Source organism: Nocardia miyunensis NBRC 108239 (assembly GCF_001613065.1).
Classification (GTDB): Bacteria; Actinomycetota; Actinomycetes; order Mycobacteriales; family Mycobacteriaceae; genus Nocardia; species Nocardia miyunensis.
In genome coordinates this window covers 40,609-60,686 of sequence record NZ_BDBQ01000081.1, presented here as the reverse complement: position 1 = coordinate 60,686, position 20,078 = coordinate 40,609, and the positions used below count along the sequence as shown (strand labels likewise).

Annotated in this window: 18 protein-coding genes; 9 read left to right on the top strand and 9 right to left on the bottom strand. The window is 66.5% G+C overall.

The genetic code is table 11. The features are described 5' to 3' along the window. Positions 1-208 precede the first annotated feature (208 nt). The 7 genes from benA to NM2_RS32635 all read left to right on the top strand — a co-directional run bounded on the left by benA (position 209) and on the right by NM2_RS32635 (position 9,746). A complete protein-coding gene (benA, locus tag NM2_RS32665; protein WP_067676999.1) occupies positions 209-1,600 on the top strand; it encodes a benzoate 1,2-dioxygenase large subunit in 1,392 nt (463 codons plus the stop codon). A gap of 10 nt (positions 1,601-1,610) precedes the next feature. Next, the gene (gene benB / locus NM2_RS32660; protein ID WP_067676998.1) at positions 1,611-2,135 is read left to right on the top strand and encodes a benzoate 1,2-dioxygenase small subunit; all 525 of its coding nucleotides are present in this window, start codon (positions 1,611-1,613) and stop codon (positions 2,133-2,135) included. 18 nt (positions 2,136-2,153) lie between these two features. Further along, positions 2,154-5,090: a benzoate 1,2-dioxygenase electron transfer component BenC gene (gene benC, locus NM2_RS32655; protein WP_067676996.1), complete on the top strand. Its 2,937-nt coding sequence runs from the start codon at positions 2,154-2,156 to the stop codon at positions 5,088-5,090. Positions 5,091-5,152: 62 nt separating this feature from the next. Then, positions 5,153-8,056 (top strand): LuxR C-terminal-related transcriptional regulator, encoded by a 2,904-nt coding sequence (locus NM2_RS32650; protein ID WP_245718321.1) that lies wholly within the window; start codon positions 5,153-5,155, stop codon positions 8,054-8,056. A 192-nt stretch (positions 8,057-8,248) separates the two neighbouring features. Then, positions 8,249-8,599: a hypothetical protein gene (locus NM2_RS32645; RefSeq protein ID WP_157121447.1), complete on the top strand. Its 351-nt coding sequence runs from the start codon at positions 8,249-8,251 to the stop codon at positions 8,597-8,599. A gap of 210 nt (positions 8,600-8,809) precedes the next feature. Continuing rightward, a complete protein-coding gene (locus NM2_RS32640; protein WP_067676993.1) occupies positions 8,810-9,058 on the top strand; it encodes a thioesterase, FlK family in 249 nt (82 codons plus the stop codon). Between the two features lie 256 nt (positions 9,059-9,314). Continuing rightward, complete coding sequence (locus NM2_RS32635) at positions 9,315-9,746, top strand: hypothetical protein (protein ID WP_067676991.1); 432 nt, start codon at positions 9,315-9,317, stop codon at positions 9,744-9,746. A gap of 32 nt (positions 9,747-9,778) precedes the next feature. Here NM2_RS32635 and NM2_RS32630 read toward each other — a convergent pair whose 3' ends face one another. Together NM2_RS32630 and NM2_RS32625 are read right to left on the bottom strand one after the other, a co-directional pair. Beyond that, on the bottom strand, positions 9,779-10,228 hold the full coding sequence (locus NM2_RS32630; protein ID WP_067676989.1) for a VapC50 family PIN domain-containing toxin: 450 nt from the start codon (positions 10,226-10,228) through the stop codon (positions 9,779-9,781). Further along, entirely contained in the window at positions 10,228-10,704 is a 477-nt protein-coding gene (locus tag NM2_RS32625) for a helix-turn-helix domain-containing protein (RefSeq protein WP_067676987.1), read from the bottom strand. The genes NM2_RS32630 and NM2_RS32625 overlap by 1 nt, the downstream gene beginning before the upstream one ends. A gap of 157 nt (positions 10,705-10,861) precedes the next feature. Between NM2_RS32625 and NM2_RS32620 the strand changes: the two genes are divergently transcribed. After that, on the top strand, positions 10,862-11,590 hold the full coding sequence (locus tag NM2_RS32620) for a DsbA family protein (protein ID WP_067676985.1): 729 nt from the start codon (positions 10,862-10,864) through the stop codon (positions 11,588-11,590). Positions 11,591-11,701: 111 nt separating this feature from the next. On the opposite strand, the gene NM2_RS32615 is transcribed toward NM2_RS32620, so the two are convergent. Beyond that, positions 11,702-12,061 carry a DoxX family protein gene (locus tag NM2_RS32615; protein ID WP_067676983.1) on the bottom strand — a complete coding sequence of 120 codons (360 nt, stop codon included), beginning with the start codon at positions 12,059-12,061 and terminating at the stop codon, positions 11,702-11,704. Positions 12,062-12,233: 172 nt separating this feature from the next. On the opposite strand from NM2_RS32615, the gene NM2_RS32610 reads away from it, so the two are divergent. Continuing rightward, complete coding sequence (locus tag NM2_RS32610; protein WP_174575712.1) at positions 12,234-13,070, top strand: sigma-70 family RNA polymerase sigma factor; 837 nt, start codon at positions 12,234-12,236, stop codon at positions 13,068-13,070. A 291-nt stretch (positions 13,071-13,361) separates the two neighbouring features. Here NM2_RS32610 and NM2_RS32605 read toward each other — a convergent pair whose 3' ends face one another. Genes NM2_RS32605 through NM2_RS32580 form a run of 6 tightly spaced genes read right to left on the bottom strand, consistent with a single transcriptional unit; the run spans position 13,362 to position 20,050 of the window. Then, entirely contained in the window at positions 13,362-14,393 is a 1,032-nt protein-coding gene (locus NM2_RS32605; RefSeq protein WP_067676979.1) for an aldo/keto reductase, read from the bottom strand. Next, the gene (locus tag NM2_RS32600) at positions 14,390-15,157 is read right to left on the bottom strand and encodes an ABC transporter ATP-binding protein (protein ID WP_067676978.1); all 768 of its coding nucleotides are present in this window, start codon (positions 15,155-15,157) and stop codon (positions 14,390-14,392) included. The genes NM2_RS32605 and NM2_RS32600 overlap by 4 nt, the downstream gene beginning before the upstream one ends. 46 nt (positions 15,158-15,203) lie before the next feature. Next, positions 15,204-16,298, bottom strand: coding sequence for an ABC transporter substrate-binding protein (locus NM2_RS32595; RefSeq protein ID WP_084531801.1), 1,095 nt, complete (start codon positions 16,296-16,298; stop codon positions 15,204-15,206). After that, complete coding sequence (locus NM2_RS32590; protein ID WP_084531800.1) at positions 16,283-17,143, bottom strand: ABC transporter permease; 861 nt, start codon at positions 17,141-17,143, stop codon at positions 16,283-16,285. Before NM2_RS32590 ends, NM2_RS32595 begins: the two co-directional genes overlap by 16 nt. 30 nt (positions 17,144-17,173) lie before the next feature. Next, complete coding sequence (locus tag NM2_RS32585) at positions 17,174-18,583, bottom strand: LLM class flavin-dependent oxidoreductase (protein WP_067676977.1); 1,410 nt, start codon at positions 18,581-18,583, stop codon at positions 17,174-17,176. A 3-nt stretch (positions 18,584-18,586) separates the two neighbouring features. Then, positions 18,587-20,050, bottom strand: coding sequence for an NtaA/DmoA family FMN-dependent monooxygenase (locus tag NM2_RS32580; protein WP_067676974.1), 1,464 nt, complete (start codon positions 20,048-20,050; stop codon positions 18,587-18,589). Between the last annotated feature and the right edge of the window lie 28 nt (positions 20,051-20,078).

Here is a 20,078-nt window from a genome sequence, read left to right as displayed (position 1 = left end):
GATATGAATATTGAGTCAGGACAAATACTATTTTCGGCCTGATTGATATGCGTGAGCAATCAATAACCCCCTGGGTCAGGACTGGGCATTCACCCGGGGTGATTGGCATCACACGCTGTCACGATCGAGGCACAGGCCACCGCGCTGTCCCGCCGTCCCCGGCCCGAGGACTCCGCCGCAGGCCGTTCCCGACCCGGTTGGAGGACCCATGACCAGTACGTTCGATCACCTGACGCGGGTGCTCGCCGACGCGATCGTCGACGATCGGGAGGCCGGGGTCTTCCGCGCCAATCGCCGGATCTTCACCGACGAGGAGATCTTCGAACTGGAGATGAAATATCTGTTCGAGGGCAACTGGCTCTATCTGGCGCACGAGAGCCAGATCCCGAATCCGGGCGACTACTTCACCACCTACATCGGCCGTCAACCTGTGGTGATCACCCGCGACCGAGACGGCGAACTGCACTGCCTGATCAATGCCTGCGCGCATCGCGGGGCGATGATCTGCCGCCGCAAGACCGACAATCGCACGACCCTGACCTGTCCGTTCCACGGCTGGACGTTCCGCAACGACGGCACCCTGCTCAAGGTCAAGGACCCTGACGGCGCGGGCTACCCGGACACGTTCGATTCGAACGGCTCGCACAACATGACCCGCGTCGCCCGTTTCGAGAGCTACCGCGGATTCCTGTTCGGCAGCCTGAACCCGGACGTGCTGAGCCTGCGCGAACATCTCGGCGACACCACCGCCGTGATCGATATGCTCGTCGACCAGTCCCCCGACGGCCTCGAGGTGCTACGCGGATCCTCGACCTACACCTACGACGGCAACTGGAAGGTGCAGGCGGAGAACGGCGCGGACGGCTACCACGTCACCGCGACGCACTGGAACTACGCGGCCACCACCTCCCGCCGCGACACGGGCGCGTCCAAGAACGAGACCAAGACCCTGGACGCGGGCAAATGGGGTAAGGCGGGCGGCGGCTACTGGTCCTTCCCGCACGGGCACCTGTGCCTGTGGACGTGGGCGGCCAACCCGCAGGACCGTCCGCTGTGGCCGCGCATCGAGGAGCTCAAACGCGAATTCGGCGAGGCCCGAGGCGAATTCATGGTCAAGGGCTCGCGCAATCTGTGCCTGTATCCGAACGTGTACCTGATGGACCAGTTCAGCACGCAGATCCGGCACTTCCGCCCGATCGCGCCGGACCGGACCGAGGTCACCATCTACTGCATCGCCCCCAAGGGCGAGAGCCCCGAGGCGCGGGCGTGGCGGATCCGGCAGTACGAGGACTTCTTCAACGCCTCCGGCATGGCCACCCCGGACGATCTCGAGGAATTCCGTTCCTGCCAACTGACTTTCCGCGCCGCCGCGGCCCCCTGGAACGATATGAGCCGCGGTGCGGAGCACTGGCTCGGCGGACCCGATCCGGTCGCCGAATCGCTCGGCATGCACGGCGTGCTCTCGGCCGGGGTGAAGAACGAGGACGAGGGCCTGTTCCCGATCCAGCACGGCTATTGGCTGGCCCGGATGCGAGAAAGCCTGTCCCGCGAGGAATTCCGACCGGCTCGGGAATCCGCGGCCGACTCCGTCGAGGCTTGAGGAGAATTCGATGACCGTCACCGCCGACACCACCGCTGGCTCGAAACTGGTCACCCACAACGACATCGAGCAGTTCCTGTACCGCGAGGCCCGCTATCTCGACGACCGGGAATTCGAGAAGTGGCTGGACTGCTATGCCGACGACGTCGTCTATTGGATGCCCGCCTGGGGCGACGACGATCTGCTCACGGAGGATCCGCAGACCCAGATATCGCTGATCTACTATCCGAACAAGGGCGGACTGGAGGACCGGGTCTTCCGCATCCGCACCGAAAGGTCCTCGGCCACATCACTTCCCGAGCCGCGCACCAGCCACAACATCAGCAATGTGGAGGTGATCGAACGTCGCGGTGATCTGGTGGACGTCCGATTCAACTGGCACACCATGTATTTCCGGTACAAGACCATCGATCCGTACTACGGGACCTCGTTCTACACGATCGACTTCTCCGGCGCCGCACCGCTGATCCGGCGCAAGACCGTGGTGCTCAAGAACGACTACATCCACCACGTCGTCGACGTGTACCACTTCTGAGCCGCGAGAGAGCCCGTCATGAACCACCGGATCGCGCTGTCGTTCGAGGACGGCGTCACGCGCTTCATCACCTGCGCCACGGACCAGACCGTGGCCGACGCCTCGTATCGGGCGCGCATCAACATCCCCCTGGACTGCCGCGACGGTGCGTGCGGCACCTGCAAGGCGTTCTGCGAGTCCGGTGACTACGACGGCGGGGCCTATATCGACGACGCGCTCAGTTCCGACGAGGCCGCGAACGGTTATGTGCTGCCATGCAGTATGAAGCCGAAATCCGATCTGGTACTGCAGATTCGGAGTTCCTCGGCGGTGGCCAAGACCCAGCCGACGCGGTACGCCGCGACGATCACCGCACTGGATCGGCTCTCCCCCACCACGATCGCGCTGACCGCGGAGATCGAAGACCGCGACAAACTGGCCTTCCTGCCCGGCCAGTACGTGAATATCGCGGTGCCCGGGACGGACCAGAGCCGCTCGTACTCGTTCAGCAACGGCCCGGCCGACAAGAGCCTGACCTTCCTGATCAAGCTCACCCCGGGCGGGGTGATGTCGCGGTACCTCACCGAACGCGCGGCGGTCTCGGACGAGCTCACCTTCCTCGGCCCGAACGGCAGCTTCTTTCTGCGGGAGACCGAACGTCCGGTGCTGCTGCTGGCCGGTGGCACGGGACTGGCCCCGGTGCTGTCGATCCTGCGGGCCATGCGCGCATCGGGGACCAGCCGCCCGGCCCATCTGATCTACGGCGTCAGCACCGACGACGACGTGGTGGAGCTGGACGCACTCGCCGAGTTGGCCGCCGGACTCGACGGATTCACCTGGGACTACTGCGTTTCCGCGCCGGGGAGCGCCGCACCGAACAAGGGCTACGTGACGAGTCTTATCCGCGACGAGCACCTGTACGACGGCGACGTCGCGGTGTATCTGTGCGGACCACCCGCGATGGTTGAGTCGGTGCGCAAGGAATTCGCCTCGCGTGGAATCGAACCCACCGGGTTCTACTACGAGAAGTTCGCATTGTCGGGCACAGCGTCACCGGTGAGCCGTGGCGATGCGAAGCCGGACCGCGGGACCGATGACGCGGCCGCAGCCGAGCGCGAGCCCACCGTCACGCCGATGTCCGATGCGGAAGCTTCTCCACCGCAAGTGGATTCGATGATCTCCACGCTGCATGACGAAAATGTCTCCGCCACCGCGACTTTCGGTGGTCGCGCCATCGCGGGCCAGGAAATCTTCGCCGCCATGTCTATCGCCGCACTCGAAACGACCCGGACACCCGACGCCGCACCAGACGCGGACACCGTACGGGACAACGGCGGTCGCGCTGTCGCGGGTCAAGAGATCTTCGCTCCCACATCCATCGCCGCGCTCGAAACGACCCGGACACCTGACGCCGCAGCAGCACCCGCACCAGACGTGGGAACCGTATCGGACAACGGCGGTCGCACGACCACGTCCCGGAAGCTCTCCCTCGCCACCTCATTGACCGCGTTGAATTCTGCTGCGCCGCTACAGGATTCGACCGAAATCCGGTCGATCGCGAGCCGAGCCGACCGACCGGGCGAGGGCACTGCCCCCGAGCTGGACCCCGTCGATCCGATGCGGCCGAGCTGGGCGGCGCGCGACATCGCCGGGCAGCCGATGTTTCCCACGCTCGAATCCCTCGTGCCACTGCTCGTACCGGCCGAGTCCACCGGCGGATACGAGATCGGTGAGGAGCATCCCTCGATCCACGAGTCCGACGCGGTCTTCGAGGCGCGCGAGGCCCTCGAACTCGGTGCACTGGAACTGACCATCGGCCGCCTGGACATCGGGCAGCTGGCCGGATACCGGCTGCTGGCCGAGTCCACGCTGCCGTACGTGGACGGGGACCGATTCGTCGATGCCGCGGCCTACACCGAGGCTAATGCCGCATTCCATGATTACCTGTTCACCCTCACCGGCAACGAGCACCTGTTGCAGGCCTACCGCGCGCTGGGCGTGCAGGGCCGCATGGAGGAGACGCTGCGCCATGCGACGTGGTGTCATCCACGGTGTGCGCGGGACCACGTCGACATCGTCGCCGCGTTCGAGGCCGGTGACCGGCAGACCGCGCGACAGCTGATCGTCGAGCACGCCGAACGGTCGAAGACCACGATGCGGCGGGCGATGACCGACAAGGCGGCCGAACAGCGTCCGGCATTCATCTCCCCCGGCCGGTTCGACGGCAAGGTCGTCGTGGTGACCGGTGCGGCACAGGGTATCGGGGAGCGAACCGCTCGGCGGATCAGTGCCGAGGGTGGTGCGGTCGTCCTGGTCGATCGATCCGAGCTGGTGCATCAGCTGGCCGGTGAGCTGCCCCGATCGAGTGCGGTGACCGCCGATCTGGAGACCTGGACCGGCGCCGAGCGGATGATCACCCGGGCACTGGACCGGCACGGGCGGATCGACGTGCTGATCAACAATGTCGGCGGGGCCATCTGGTTCCAACCGTTCACCGAATTCACCGCCGCGCAGATCCAGGCCGAGATCACCCGCTCACTGATGACGACGCTGCTGGCCTGTCGCGCGGCCCTGCCGTCCATGACCGAGCGCGGCCGGGGCGTCATCGTGAACGTGTCCTCCGCGGCCACGCGCGGCATCCACCGCATCCCGTATTCGGCGGCCAAGGGCGGCATCAACGCGCTGACCGCTTCTCTCGCAATGGAATACGCCAACGCCGGAATCCGCGTCGTCGCCACCGCGCCCGGCGGCACCGACGCCCCGCCCCGCCGGATCTCCCGCGGCGGATCGGCCCGGCACAGCGCGCAGGAGCAGGCGTGGTTCCAGGCGCACATCGACCAGACGATCGATTCCAGTCCGATGAAGCGCTACGGAACCCTGGACGAGCAGGCGGCCGCGATCACGTTCCTCGCCTCCGACGAGGCGTCCTACATCACCGGGACGGTCCTGCCGGTGGCGGGCGGGGATCTGGGCTGAGCCGACCACCGTGCACCCCGCGATCGCGTTCCCGCGCCGGTCGCGGGGATTACCGTGAGGGTGTGACTGGAACGAGCCCGTCGAGCGCGGTACATCCGGCCGCCCTCGCGGCCCTGATCACACACCTGCACGCGGTCACGAACTACGGCCCCGGCCTCATCCTGCTGACCGGCCGCCACGGCGACGGCAGAACCACGTTGCTCCGCGAACTGGCCGCCCAGCACGACGGCCCGGTCCTCTGGTCCACCGCCGCGTCGTGGGAGACGCACTACCCCTTCGGCGTAATCCGCCAACTGTTCCCCGGACTCGCCACCGCCGCCGATCCCGGCCGAGTCGATGCTCCTGCCCCGGATCGCACTGTCGCCCGCGACCAGATCGAGGCCACAGCGGCCGCGACGCTCGGAGGGGCCACACGCTCAACATCAACTACCGGCCCCAGCGATTCCGTGACATCCGCCGAGGCTGCGATCCCCGGCACAGCATCCGATCCAGAGCCGGACTCCGAAGAGATGGACGCAACGACCACGAATCTGGGCAATGAGCCGGGGCCCGTGGAGGTTGCGGCGGCGATTGCGCGGCAGATCGGTGCCAGGGGCACGGTACTGGCCCTGGTGGATGACGCACAGTGGGCGGATATTGCCTCGTTGCAGGCACTTTCGTCGACGGTGCGGCACCATCGCGGAGCTCGGCTGCTGATCGTGGCCGCGACGGTCGTCGCGGATACGAATGTCGCGCCGGACACGGTCGAGTTGTTGCCGCGGATCGCCACGGACACCGTCCGAATCGGCCCACTCGGTACGGCCGAGGTCGGGCAGCTCGCCGCGCGGCACGGGATCGCGTTGCATCCGTCGATGGCCGAACGACTGTGCGCGCACACTGGCGGGCTGGTTCGCGACGTCGAGCAGTTGCTGGCCGAGGTTCCGGCGCGGGTGTGGGCGGGCTTCGATCCGGATCTTCCGGCTCCGGCCACTGTCAGGGCGAAAGTACGTGCGGCACTGAGTGATTGCACACCTGCGGCACGTCGCCTGATCGAGGCGACGGCCGTTCTCGGACCCGGGACCCCGGTGCACGATGCGGCGACGTTGGCCGGTATCGATGACGATCTGCTCACCGTCCTGGACGAGGCGGCCCGGACCGGGCTGGTGCGATCGGGACCGCAAGGGCTCACCGAGATCGGTCCGGCCGGCCCGATGCCGCGCGCTGCGGTGCTGGCGGATATGGGTCCGGCCGCGACGGCCGCATTGCGTTGTCGCGCAGCCGAATCCACCGAGGATCCGGTCCGTCGGCTCCGGCTGCTGGTCGCCGCCACACCGGTCCCGGATGCCGGACTGGCCGAACGACTCGACATGCTGGCGGGTGAACAGGCGGCGCAGGGCGCGTGGGGAACCGCGGCCTCGCTGCTGCGCGACGCCGGACGCCTCACCGCCGATCGGCTCACCCGCGAAGGGCGATTGACCCGCGCGGTGGACGCGCTGATCGGGGCCGGTGACATCTTCGCCGCCGCGGCCCTGATTCCCGAGGTGGAAAGTCTGCGCGAGACGCCGCTGCGCAACGCGGTTCTGGGCTATCTCGCGATGGTCCGGGGGCGGCCCGCCGAAGCGGAGATGCGCCTGGCCCGCGCCTGGGATCTGGTGAACGCCGAACGGGAACCCGATGTGGCGGCGCTGATCTGCCAACGCTATGTACTTCATGCGCTGTGCCGTTGTCGCCCCGCGGATCTGGTGGACTGGGCGGACCGATCCATCGCACTGGTCGGGTCGGGCGATCCGGCGGCGGTCGAGGCGGCGGCGATTCGCGGACTCGGCCTGATCCACGGCCGCGCCGACGAGGCCCGGCAATCGTATGCCGAACTGTCCCGACAGGTCCGGACCGGAGCCCAGGTGCAGCGCATCATCATGGGACGCGGCTGGCTCGAGCTCATCACCGACGAATTCGACGATGCCCGTGCGGATCTGGAAAGTGCGGTCCCGACAACATATCTCGGCGGATCCACCCGAATCTCGCTGTGGGCCAGAGCATGGCTGGCCCGCGTCCAGTTCCTCACCGGCGATTGGGACGACGCGCTGAACACCGTCGCGGAGGCCGCCGAACTGGTCGAACGCACCGGCATCGTGCTCTCGGCCCCGCTGCTGCACTGGACCGCGACAGCCGTGCACTGCCTGCGCGGCGACTGGGCCGCGGCGCAGGCCGCGCTACAGCATGCGGCGACCGGGCCGCAGGATTACGAAATCATGCGGGTGCCTTCCTATCTGGCGCGCGCCCAGTGGGCCGAGGCACGCGCGGATGCGGCCGGAGTGCTGCGCGCCCTGCATCCGATGACGCAGGCGTGGGCGGTCGACGGCCTGGACGATCCCGGCCAGTGGCCGTGGGCAGACATGTACGCGCACGCGCTGATCACCGAGGGCCGATACGACGAGGCCGAAACACTGCTCACCCGGCACGAACACCATGCCGCCGAACTCGGACGTCCCAGCGCGCAGGCGCGGTTGCAGGCCGTGCGGGGTCAACTGTTCGGGGCACGCGGCGATCTCGAACGCGCCCGCGCGGCCTTCGCGGCGGCACTTGAACAGCTCGAGGGCATGCCGCTGCGATACGACCGCGCCCGGGTGAGCCTGAGCTACGGGCAGATGCTCCGCCGCGCCGGTAAACGCCGCGACGCCGACGCCGAACTCTCCACTGCCCGTGACCTTTTCGCCACTCTCGGCGCACACACCTACGTGATCCGCTGCGACCGGGAACTCAAGGCGGGCGGCGTTCGAGCCCAGCGCGCGGGCCGGACCGGCGACCAGTTGACCCCGCAGGAGGAGGCCGTCGCCACGCTGGTCGCCCGCGGCATGCCCAATCGGGAGGTCGCGGCCGAACTGTTCATCACCGCGAAAACCGTTCAGTACCACCTGACTCGGATCTACACCAAGCTCGGCATCCGCTCCCGAGCCGAGCTCGCGGCCCTGCACGGCGACATCTGAGCACCGCCCGCCGCCTGAGCGCACCCGTGCACCACTACACGTACCGGGCGGTACCCACCGAAGGCCGCCGCGGTCACAGACACACATCATGGAAAGTGCGGACAGTCACGACACGATCCGGAAATCGCCGATCTGCACAGAAGCAGTTGCTGACTAGTGACTAATTCTCGAACTTCCGGTATGTTCTGAAGGGTGGCGGATGCTAGAGAGTTGCTCACCTACCAGGTGACGATCTCGCGGCCCGACAACTACGGCGAGACGTGGTGGCGGGTCGGCAATGCGGGCAGCCCCGCGCAAGCCGCTGCCGCGCTGGTCGAACTGGCTGTTCGCTGCGCCCTGGAACCGACCTCGCCCACGGGCCGCTGCTGGTTCGTCTGCGATGTCCGTTTTGCCGATGACGTGCAGGTCGACTACTTCGTAGGTTCCATAAGCACCACCCATCTGGGCGATCAGCTCCGGGGTGCGGCGGCCCGTATCCGCGAGGTGACCGATGCGGCCTCACACGCCACTCACCCGACGCTCCCACCGCGCGGCTCGCACTGACCGAACCCTCACACAGCACCATCCAGCGAATACACATTCGACTAACAGCTAACTCTTAGCAATGCATGATCGGCGTGTGCACCGCCAGTCGTCGAATCCGACCGAACGGTCGCGCGCCCACTGTGTGGCCGCCATCCGAATTCGGAGCGCGATCCGGTCGAGAGCAGAGCGCGATGAACCGCGGGCAAACTCCCGGGCAGCATTCGCCCAATGCCGATCGGCACCCGCCAGTACCTCGGTCATCTCGGCCCGATCACGGTCGGCGCTGAGATCACCCTCACCACCCGATGCGTCCGCGCCCGCGGCCGTTTCAGCAGTTGGCAAGTGACAGTGCGTGATTCGCACGAGATCGTCGGCGAAGGCCGGATGGACTTCGTCGCCGTCCGCCGTCCCCACTATGAGGCCCGCCGCCTCGCACCCAAACGCGCCGCTGCGTCCTCTGCCCTCAACACCAACTGAACAGCCGAATCCCACACGAGCGCAGGCGAAGTCGGAGGGCCTGCGAAAACGATGGAAGCCTCCCTCGGCCCAGCGGCGGAGGGAGGCTTCGGCATTCTGCGTCTCCATCACGTCCATCCACCAGTTTCGCCGGTCATCGCTACGACCAGCTGGAACATCGAATCAGCCGTGCGTTCGCAGCCGAACCCCCTCAGGTTTCATCCAATATCAGCTTGTATAAATAGCGCATGAGCGGAGGCGGGACAGGACACACCGTATGAGTTCATCCCAGGCCGTCGTCACCGCCATCCTGTTCATCTGGCTCGGGATGGTGCTGGCGATCTCCTTCGTGGAGGCGCCCCTGAAATTCCGCGCGCCACAGGTCACCCTGCCGATCGGACTCGGCATCGGCCGCTTGGTGTTTCGCGCGCTCAACAGCATCGAGGTCGGCTTCGCCATGGCCACGGTGGTGGCTCTGCTGTTCGCACCGGTCGGCGGCGGCTCGGTCGCGGCGGTGATCGCCGTGGCGATGCTCGCGGTCCAACTCCTGTTCGTCCGCCCCGGTCTGACCCGCCGCAGCGACGCCGTCCTCGCCGGTGACGACGCTCCCCGCTCGAAGGCCCACTACGTATACATCGCCTTGGAGGTCATCAAGACGATCGCCCTGCTGGTCGGCGGAATCCTCGTCCTGACCGACGCCGTCGCCTGAGCGCGGCCCCGACAAGCTCGATCCCGAGCCATTCAGTCGAGACGCCTGCGGACCTCGGCTGCGAAGCCCGGCACGCCAGATCGGTCGAGCACATCGAGCAGCCCCTGGATGTGCTGCGGCGGACGCTTGTGTTCAGCCACTTGCCTGTACAGCAACCTGATCACCTGGCCAGGCGCCAGGTCCAACATGTCCAGCAGGAACGTGTCCGGGTGCAACAGCTCGGGAAGACCCTCGCCGATGGGTCTGACCTCGAAGTCGACCAGCGCATCGGAGAAGAACCCGTTCAGCGTGCTGATCAAACGGTCGACCTTGGCCAGCACCGAGTCGTCGCCCGGCTGTCGAGCGGACAAGTTGCGCCGCAGTTCGGCCAGGATCTCCCTCGACCACAACGGCTGGATCAGATCGGCCTCGGCCAGACGCGGGATGGTGTCACGAAAATGGGCCGGATACAGAACGCAGGTGTCGAGGAAAACTCGCTGCATCAGTCCTGTCGCCTCAACGGTTCGACGGGGATGTCGTCGTAGAGGCCGAGGCCTTCGGAGATTCTCGTCAACTCCGACAAACCGGCCGTGCGCTCGGCACGACGATACTCGCGGAATGCCAGCACGTCGGTCAGGCGGACGCGACGATGCCGTCCTGGTCGGGTGAACGGAATCTCGCCCGCTTCGAGCAGTTTCACGAAGGTAGGTCGGCTCATACCCAACAGCTCGGCGGCCTCCTGCGTCGTCAATGTGGTGTGCAGGGGTGCAACCGTGACCGCCTTGCCCTCGGACAGTGCCAGCGCCACCAGACGAAGGCCCTCGAATACCTCGGCCGGCAGGGTGACCGCCTCGCCCTCGGCCGAGCGAAGGACCGCCGCGCCGGAGGACACGGGGGCGGAAGACAGGAACCGGCGTACCTCCGCGAGCTGATCCGGATGCTCCGGCAGCAGCGTGCGCTCATTCAACGTCTCGCTCATAACACCTCCTCCGACAGCCATTCGGCCTCACTTTCGAATAAATCGAAAACGGCGGGATGGGGATCCGGGGTCGGTGGATGGTGGAGTTGGGTCGCCTCGGGTGGGAAAGGCCGCTTAAGCTGAGGCCCCGAACGTCCGGTGAACGGGGGAGGCTGAGATGAGTTTCAATCCTGGCGGTCCGCCGCCGCAAACGAATCGCAAGTATCTGGTCGTGGTTCCGATCGTGGTGGTGTTGGCGGTGGTCATCGCGGCCGGTGTCGTGCTGGTGTCCCGGAACGCGTTCGCGAAGGAGATTCCGGGGAACGCGATCGCGGTGGCCGGGGCGTCGTCGGCGCGGAATGTGCTGGCCGACGGTGCGGTTCGGATCGGCGATCCGCATGCCAAGGTGACCGTGCGGGTCGTGATGGATCTGCAGTGTCCGTACTGCAAGATGTTCGAGGCGAACAACGGGGCGACGCTGGAGAGTGCGGTGCGCGACCACAGCGCCGCGGTCGAGTACAGCGTCATCACCTTTCTCGACCGCGCGAGCACCACGCAGTACTCCTCACGCGCGGGCAACGCCTCGTTCTGTGTCGCGAACTCGGGGCTCGAGCACTACCAGTCGTGGCTGGCGGCGATGTTCGCCCAGCAGCCCGAGGAGGGCGGCGACGGCCTCACCGACGATCGGCTGATCCACATCGCACAATCGGCGGGATACACCGAAAGCACTGTGGCGCAATGCATTATCAACCGCAGCTATGACACGTACCTGCGCGCGAAGACCCGGGCGGTACTCGCCGGCGGCGTGGACTCCACCCCCACGGTCACCGTCAACGGCAAACAGGTCACCGACAGCAACGCCCTCATGACCCCGGGCGGCCTCGCCCCGGTCATCGCGGCAGGCTGAGTCCGCGCCCTCGGCGTGCGGCTCCTACGCACAGCTCGCAGTTCTTCGGTCGCGTATGGAACGCCGAATCCGCACTCCCCCAACAACTCCCGATGATCCGTCTCGCCTGGTTCACGCACCGACCGCAACGTGGGCCAGGTACACGGCAGACGCCAGTGCGAGGAGCAGGTAGAGGCCCGGAAAGGCGATGTTGTACACAACGCGCGCTCGGATGTGAGCGACGATCGCGCCGACGAAGAACAGGATCAGTCCGATCCCTGCCGCGACGCCGAGCCAGGGCACCCGGATCAATCCGATGACGAGCCCGGCCGCCCCGGCCAGCTTCAGCGTCGCGAGGTAGGGCAGAGTTCGGGCGGGAACGTGCACCTCGGCGGAATTCTTCAGCACGAACCCGGCGTGGGCGTAGTCGGCGACCGCGATGGAGGCGTTCGCCACGATGCACACGATCGTGGCGATGAGCAGCGCGATCATGCCTCGCACCCGCCTCGGTCGGTGGCCGTGCGGATCTGTGGGGATGTGGTCCGGAACCGGACCCTCTGTACGCTCATCAGCAGGTTGCTTCCTCGAGTATTGGTGAACTTCGGAACGAGATGTGGTCGTCTCGTCCATCCCGACGTCCCCCGCCTCGGAAAGGTGACACCTGGTGGTACCGGTTGTGGAATTCGAAGCGGCCCGGCCGCAGCTGACCGCGGTGGCATTCCGTTTGCTCGGATCCGTGCACGACGCCGAGGACGCCGTGCAGACCACCTGGATAAAGGCATCGACCGCCGACGCGGCGGATGTGCGCAACCCGGCGGCATGGTTGACCACGGTGCTCACCCGGGTCTGCCTCGACCAGTTGCGAGCGCGGCACCGCCGCCGCGAGGAGCCCTTGCTCGCGGACATGATCCCCGCCGAGGAACTCGCGGCGGACGAACATTATCTGCGGCGCGAGAACGTATCCCGGGCTCTGCTGGTGGTCCTGGACCGCCTGACCCCGCCCCAACGTGTCGCCTATGTCCTGCACGACCTGTTCGACGTCCCGTTCCGGGAGGTGGCCCGGACCCTAGACACCACCTCCGACAACGCGAAGAAGCACGCCAGCCGGGCACGCCGACGAATCGAACAGACCACCCCGGCATTCGACACCACGGTCGACAGCGCGGTCGTCGATGCCTTCCTCGCCGCAGCGGCCGGTGGCGACATCGACCGGATGCTCGCTCTGATGACCGACGACTGCGTGCGCACCGCCGACCCCGCCCTCATTCCCGCGGGCACGCCGTCCGTCGTCACCGGGGCACGCCCGGTTGCCGAGGAGACGAGGCTGTTCGCCGACCGAATCCGCGCCGCCACACCGATGGTGGTCGCCGGTCGGCAGACCCACGTCATCGCCCCCGGCGGCCACGTATTCGCCGTTCTCGACATCACCACCCGGAACGGTCTGGTCAGCCGCATCGCCATCGGTCGAGCCGGCGCGCGCACTCCCGTCTCGATGCCGTAGACAACGGGATCATCGACGAGATCCGCTGGGACAGCGGCATACTCGGAGACCATCCCGCCATCGCCTGTCGCGTGTCGATGGTGTCCCGACTCGGGCGACGTTGCGTTGCAGGCGAACACAACGCCGCCCGGGGCGGAAGACTCGAGCTGGGCGTCGCCGCGTGTCCACCTTGTGGCGCGGGAAGGTTCGCGCGGGCGGCGGTGTCCGGGATTCCGGCCCGCGCCCGGTTCCCGCCGCGCGGTCAGCGGTGCCCGGACGACGTCGGCGAAAGCTGGGGTGAGCGCCGAAAGCTCAACGCCTCGAACCAGTTCCGTGCACACCATGCTCGTCGATGAGCGCCAGTTCCTCGTCGGTCAGTGCGGGAAAGGACAATGCCGCGAGGTTGTGGTCGAGTTGTTCGGTGGAGCTGGCGCCGATCAGCGCCGAGGTGACTTCGGGCCGACGCAACACCCATTGCAGCGCCAGCTGCGCCAGTGACTGGCCCCGCGATTCGGCGATCTTGTTCAGTGCCGAGGTGCGCTGCCGATACGTGTCGTCGATGACCTCCGGCGACAGGAAGGCGCTGTTGCGCGCCCGCGCGCCGTCGGGAATCGTCTCTAGATACTTGTCGGTCAGAAGTCCTTGTGCCAGTGGCGAATAGACGATCACACCGAAACCGTCGGCGGTCGCGGTGTCGAGCAGCCCGCTGCGCTCGGGCCCGCGGTCGTAGATCGAATACCGGGTCTGATGGATGAGCAGCGGCACACCCTCGCGCCGCAGCAGCTCCGCGGCCTCGTGCGCCCGGTCGGGCTGGTAGTTGGAGATGCCCACGTACAGGGCCTTGCCGTGGCGCACCGCGTCTACCAGCGCGCCGACCGACTCCTCCAGCGGAGTGTCCAGGTCGGGGCTGTGGTGATAGAAGATGTCGACATGGTCGGTGCCCAGATCGCGCAGGCTGTGCTCCAACGAGGTCAGCAGCGACTTGCGCGAGCCGCCCCGCAGGTAGGGGCTCGCACCGATCGGGTTGCCCGCCTTCGTCGACAGGATCAGCTCGTCGCGATAGGGCGCCAGATCCTTGGCCAGCACCGCACCGAAGTTCTGCTGCGCGGTCCGATGCGGCGGCCCGTACCGATCTGCGTTGTCGAAGTGGGTGATGCCGAGATCGAAGGCGCGCAGGATGATTCGGCGCTGGGTGTCGAAGGGGTAGTCGACGCCGAACTTCTGCCACAGGCCGAACGAGATCGACGGCAGATCCAGACCGGAACGTCCGCTGCGGCGATACGGGATCGTCTCGTAGCGATCGGAAGCCGCGGCGTAGGGCGAGTCGGGGGTGTGGACGGTCATCGGGTCCTCTCTGGTTGGTCTTCGATCCGGATCAGCGCCTCGTAGATCTCGCTTTCCCGCGCGAGCAGGCCGATATCTCCCCGGCGGCGCGGCCGGGGCTCATCGATGACGAACTCGCGGGCCACTCGCCCCGGCCGCGGCGACAACAGAATCACCCGGTCGGCCAGGTACACGGCCTCGCCCACATCGTGCGTGACGAACACGACCGTCCGGCGGCGAGCCTCCCACAGCGCCAACAGGTCCCGCTGCAACTGAATCCGAGTCAGGTGATCGACGGCGCCGAAGGGTTCGTCCATCAGCAGGACCTCCGGCTCGGTCGCCAATGTCCGCGCGATCCCGGCGCGCTGGCGCATCCCGCCCGACAGCTGGTGCGGATACTTCTTCTCGAATCCCGAAAGACCCACCTGGGCAAGATATTTCGCAGCCGTAGCCCGGCGCTCGGCCTTGCGCACGCCGCGAAATTCCAGCCCGATCTCGATGTTCCGCTGCACCGAACGCCACGGATACAGGGACGCGTCCTGGAACACCACCCCGACGCGGTCGCTGGTTCGGTGCACCGGCTCGCCGTCGAGCAGCACCTGTCCCTCGGACTTGTCCTGCAACCCGGCCAGAATCTCCAGCAGAGTGCTCTTACCGCACCCGCTCGGGCCGAGCAGGACGACGAATTCCCCGTCCTGGATGGTCAGATCGATGCCCGCCAGCGCCTGCACCGGCGGATCGGTCGGAAATTGTTTGCCCAGGCCCCGCACCTCGAATGTTGCCACGAGCAATCACCTCACTGATGTCGTTGCGCCGCTGTGCTTTCGGGGCTCAGCGGACCGGCTTCGGATACGAGAAGGGTTTGACGAACTCCTGCGGGATGAACCGGGTATCGATGTACTTCGCGGCGTCGTACTTCGAATTCTGGAAGCCGACGGAGATCTCCGTCTCCTGGGTGTCATCGATGGCACGGGGGTCGACGGCCGGATTGTCGTCCCAGATGTCGTCCTCCTGTTTCAAGGCCAGATCGACCGCACGGGGGTCGATGGTGCTCAGCTTCGCCTGGAGCCAGGGCAGGTACTCGGCGTAATGCTCCTTGGCGTAGGTGTAGGCCGTGAAGTAGGCCCGCAGGCCCTTGCGCAGCAGTTCCGGGTTCTTGTTGATCACGTCGTTGCCCGCGATCAGCACCCCCGTGTGGTAGGTCGGCAGGTAGTCCCATCCGCGAGCGAGCGTCACCGATTTGCCTTGGAGCTGTCCCAGAGCGGGGAACGGCTGGTGAATGATCGTCGCGTCGACCTGGCCGGTGGTGAGCGCGCCGTACGCCTGCTGGTTCACACCGTCCGCGACGAACTTGACATCCTTGTTGGGATCGACACCGTTGGCGCTGAGTATCTTTCGCGTATAGGTTTCCATTCCGCTGCCGGACTGGGCGATTCCGATCGTCTTGCCCTTCAGATCGGCGATCGAATTGATGCCGGGGCGAGCGACGAGGAAGAACGGCCCCTTGCTCCGGAACGCGGAACTGACGATCTTGATGGGCGCGCCCTTGGCCGCCGCCCGCAGGTAGGTGCTGGTCGGGCCGAACGCGAAGGTCAGCTCCCCCGTCGCGACCCCGGTCACCGCGTCCTCGACCTGGGTGAACTTCACATCGAGGCCCTCCTTGGCGAAGATGCCCTTCTCCACTCCGAAACGAATCGGCAGCTGCGTGTACTGCGTGCTGTCCTGGAGAATCAGAGTGCTGTGACCATCGGTGCCGGAGCTGTTTCCGGCGAGCGAATCGACGGTTCCCGAGCAGCCGCTCACGGCCGACACCAGCGCGACCGCGACGGCGAGAACCACCGGAATTTTCTTCTTGAACAACGTTTTTCCTTCGATGCTGTGCTGTGTCTGCTCGCGTGCGCCGTGCTCGGTCAGGCGTATTTCCATCGGAGCAGGACCTTCTTCTCCAGCAGATTGACGGCCGAGACGATGAGGACCGAGAAGATCGTGATCGAGAGCACCAACGCGAAAAGTTTCGCGGTGTCGTAGACGCCGATCGCGCGATTGAGCAGATTCCCGAGTCCGGCCTTGGACGCGACGATCTCGGCGAACAACGCCGCCACCAATGCCGTGGCCGACTCGATGCGCAGTGCGGCAACGATATTCGGCGCGGCGGACGGCAGGATCACCTTGACGATCGTCTGGATCTGCGATGCTCCGTTGGCCCGCGCCACCTTCAGATGACTTTCCTGTACCTGCTTGATGCCCGCGATCGTGTTGAAGACGAACAGGAAGTAGCCGAACAGGAAGACGATGACGATCTTGTGATTGACGCCGACGCCCAGATACAACGTCAGCAGCGGGATGATCGTCACCTTCGGCACGGCCATCGCCGCACTGACGAACGGATTGAGAAAGCGCTCTCCCGTTCGCGACAAGCCCATGTAAACGCCTGTGCCGACACCGAATACGAAGGCCAATGCCGTACCGACGACCGCCTCGTACAGGGTGATCAGCAGATTGCCGAACAGATGTTCCTGGGTGATCAGCTGCGGGAACACGCCCAGAATCTGGGTGGGCGAGGCGAGGTAGATCGTGCCGATCCGCCCCGAGTCGACGAGCCACTGCAACAGGGCGAGCACCGCGGCCACGACGCCGAGCTGGCCCGTCAGAATTGCCAGGTTCTTCGGCGACAGCACGGCGCGCAGCCGCCGCTTCGGCCGGGCCGCCGCCGGCGTGCGAGGCGTCCGGACGACCTGTCCGGCGGCGATCTCCGCCTGGTCGAGACTCATGCTGACACTCCTGTCTTGGTTCGCATCGGCTCAGCCACCGAATCCGTTGTGCCGGTTGGCAGGTCGCGGCAGGCTCAAATGGTCCCGGAAGGTCGGACCGGTGTATTCCGTGCGATAGAGCCCGCGGCGCTGCAACTCGGGCACCACCAATTCGGTGAAGGCCCGGACCGATCCGGGGACGAAATCGGGAAAGATGTTGAAGCCGTCCGCGGCCCGCTCCTCGAACCAGTGCTGGATGTGATCGGCCACCTCGACCGCATCACCCACCACCGTCCTCGAGCCCACGGTGATGCCGTTGATCAGGTCGAAGAAGGTGATCGGCGCGGCACCGGCCACAGTGCGCCGGGTGGTCTCGGTGATCTCGCGGAACACCTTGCGCCCCGCGGCGCTGCTCCGGTCGAAGACCTCGCGCGGCACCGCGTCGTGATAGCCGTAGCCGGTCACGTCGACACCGAGCACCTGGGACACCGAGGCCAGATTGCGTTTCAGGCCCTGCCCGAGCCCGCCGTACCGCACCGAATCCACCACCTGCCCTTCGGGATCCAGCGGCAGCAGCGAGTTGAGCCGGTCGTACACCCGCACGGCCTCGGCGGTGGTTTCAGCCACCACGACACTGAGTCCGGGCAGTATCTGGATGTCGTGGTCGGTGCGTCCGTACCGGGCCGCCCGCGCCTTCACATCGGCGTAATACTCCTTGGCCGCTTCGAGATTCGGCTGACCGGCGAAGATCACGTCGGCCTCGCGCGCACCCAGTTCCCGCGAGCGGTCCGAGGTGCCCGCGTGCAGCAGGACGACCTGCCCCTGTGGCGGCCGTGCGACATTCAGCGGGCCGCGCACCGAGAAATGCTTGCCGACATGGTCGATCGGGTGGAGTTTGGCTTCGTCGAGGTAGCGACCGGTGGATTTGTCCCGCAGGAAGGCGTCGTCCTCGGTGCTGTCCCACAGCGCGCGCACGACATCGACGAATTCCTCCGCCCAATCGTAGCGAGTATCGGTGTCCCAGTGGACATCTCGGCTGAAGTTGTAGGCCGCCGCGCCGTCCGCGCCGGTCACCAGGTTCCACGCCGCCCTGCCGCCGCTGAGGTGATCCAGTGATGCCATCAGCCGCGCGACGGTGTAGGGATCGTAATAGGTCGGGTTCGCGGTGACGGCGATGCCGATGTGCGTGGTCGCGGCCGCGATCGCCGACGCCACGGTGAACGGCTCCATCCGCGACATCTGCGCCGGATTCGTCTTCGCCAGTGCGGGATCGGTCGCCAGGCGGTCGCCCAGGAACAGGAAATCGAACTTCGCCCGCTCGACGAGCCGGGTCACCTCCTGGATGAATGCGATGTCGAAGGCCCCGTCGGACTTCGCACCGGGATATCGCCACCCCGCGGTATGCGTTCCGGTCGCCCAGAACATCAGCCCCAGATGCAGTTCACGTCGTGGTTCGGACACCGGTCACCGTCCTTCGGCAGATGTGTCGGCCTGCGCCCAGTGGTTCACCGGACGCTCCAGCCCCAGATGTTCGCGCAGGGTGCGGCCGGTGTACTCGCGGCGGAACAGTCCCCTGCGCTGGAGCTCCGGGACGACCAGCTCGACGAATGTCTCCAATTGCTCTGTGAGAAAAGCGGATTGGATGTTGAAGCCGTCCGAGGCGCCCGCTTCGAACCAGGCCTGGATGTAGTCGGCGATATCGTTCGGGTCGCCGACGACCACGTGGCCTCCGACGATGTGCGCGTACAGCAGATCCCGGATCGTCAGCGGGTCCTGCCCGCCCACCGATCGTCCCGTCCGCGCCGCGACGGTGTCCAGCAGCGCGCGGCCCACCGGATTCAGCGCCGCGGCCGTGTCCGGCCCGATGGGGTCGGCCAGTTCGGCTCCGGTGAGGTCCACGCGCACTCGCTGGGACAATGCGCCCAGATTCCGGTAGCCCTCCCCCTGCGCTTGCCGACCGGCCGTGGCCGGTCCCGGCGTCCAGTGTCCGGGATCCCTTCCGCCGAAACGGATGTCGTCGTCCAGAATGATCAGCGCGTTGAGCCTGTCGTACAGCACGCGAGCCTGCTGCCGGGTGGCCGCCACGATCGGGGTGAGGCCGGGCAGGATGGCGATGCGGGACGGATCACGGCCGAATTCCGCTGCGCGGCGGCGGATATCCGCGGAGTAATCCCTGCCATGCTCGATGGTGGTGGCGGCCGCGAACAGCACATCGGCCTCGCGGGCCCCGAGATCGCGTGAGCGATCGGAGGTTCCGGCATGCAGTACCACGGGATGTCCCTGCGGCGGCCGGGCGACGTTCAGCGGGCCCCGAATCCGGAAGGCCGCGCCGACGTGGTTCACCGGGTGGATCTTGTCGCCGTCCACGAATTCACCGGTTGCCGCGTCGCGGATGAACGCGTCGTCCTCCCAGCTGTCCCAGAGGCGGCGCACGACGCTCACGAATTCGTCGGCTCGGTCGTAACGTGCTGTCGCGTCACCGTGTTCGGATCGGCTGTAGTTGCCCGCCGCGCGGCCGTCGGCGCCGGTCACGATGTTCCAGGACGCCCGGCCCGCGCAGATGTGGTCCAGCGAGGCGGTCAGCCGGGCCAGGTTGAACGGCTCGTAATAGGTGGGGTTCGCGGTGACGACGATGCCGATTCGTCTGGTCAGTGTCGCGATATAGCCTGCGGCGGTGAACGGTTCGATGCGCGAGAGCACCGAGGTGTTGCTGAGCTGGTACTCCGGTCCCGTCGCGAGCCGGTCACCGAAGAAGAAGAAATCGAACTTCCCGCGCTCCGCGATCTGCGCCAGCTCGGTGATGTACCGGGCGTCGAAGCCGCGGTCGTGCACCGCCTCCGGAAGCCGCCAGCCGGCCGGATGCGTACCGTTCGACCAATACATGTAGCCCAGATGAAGGCTCCGGGGCGCGCCCGAATCTGCGGTCATGTGAACACCTTTGGGAAGTGGAGACGAA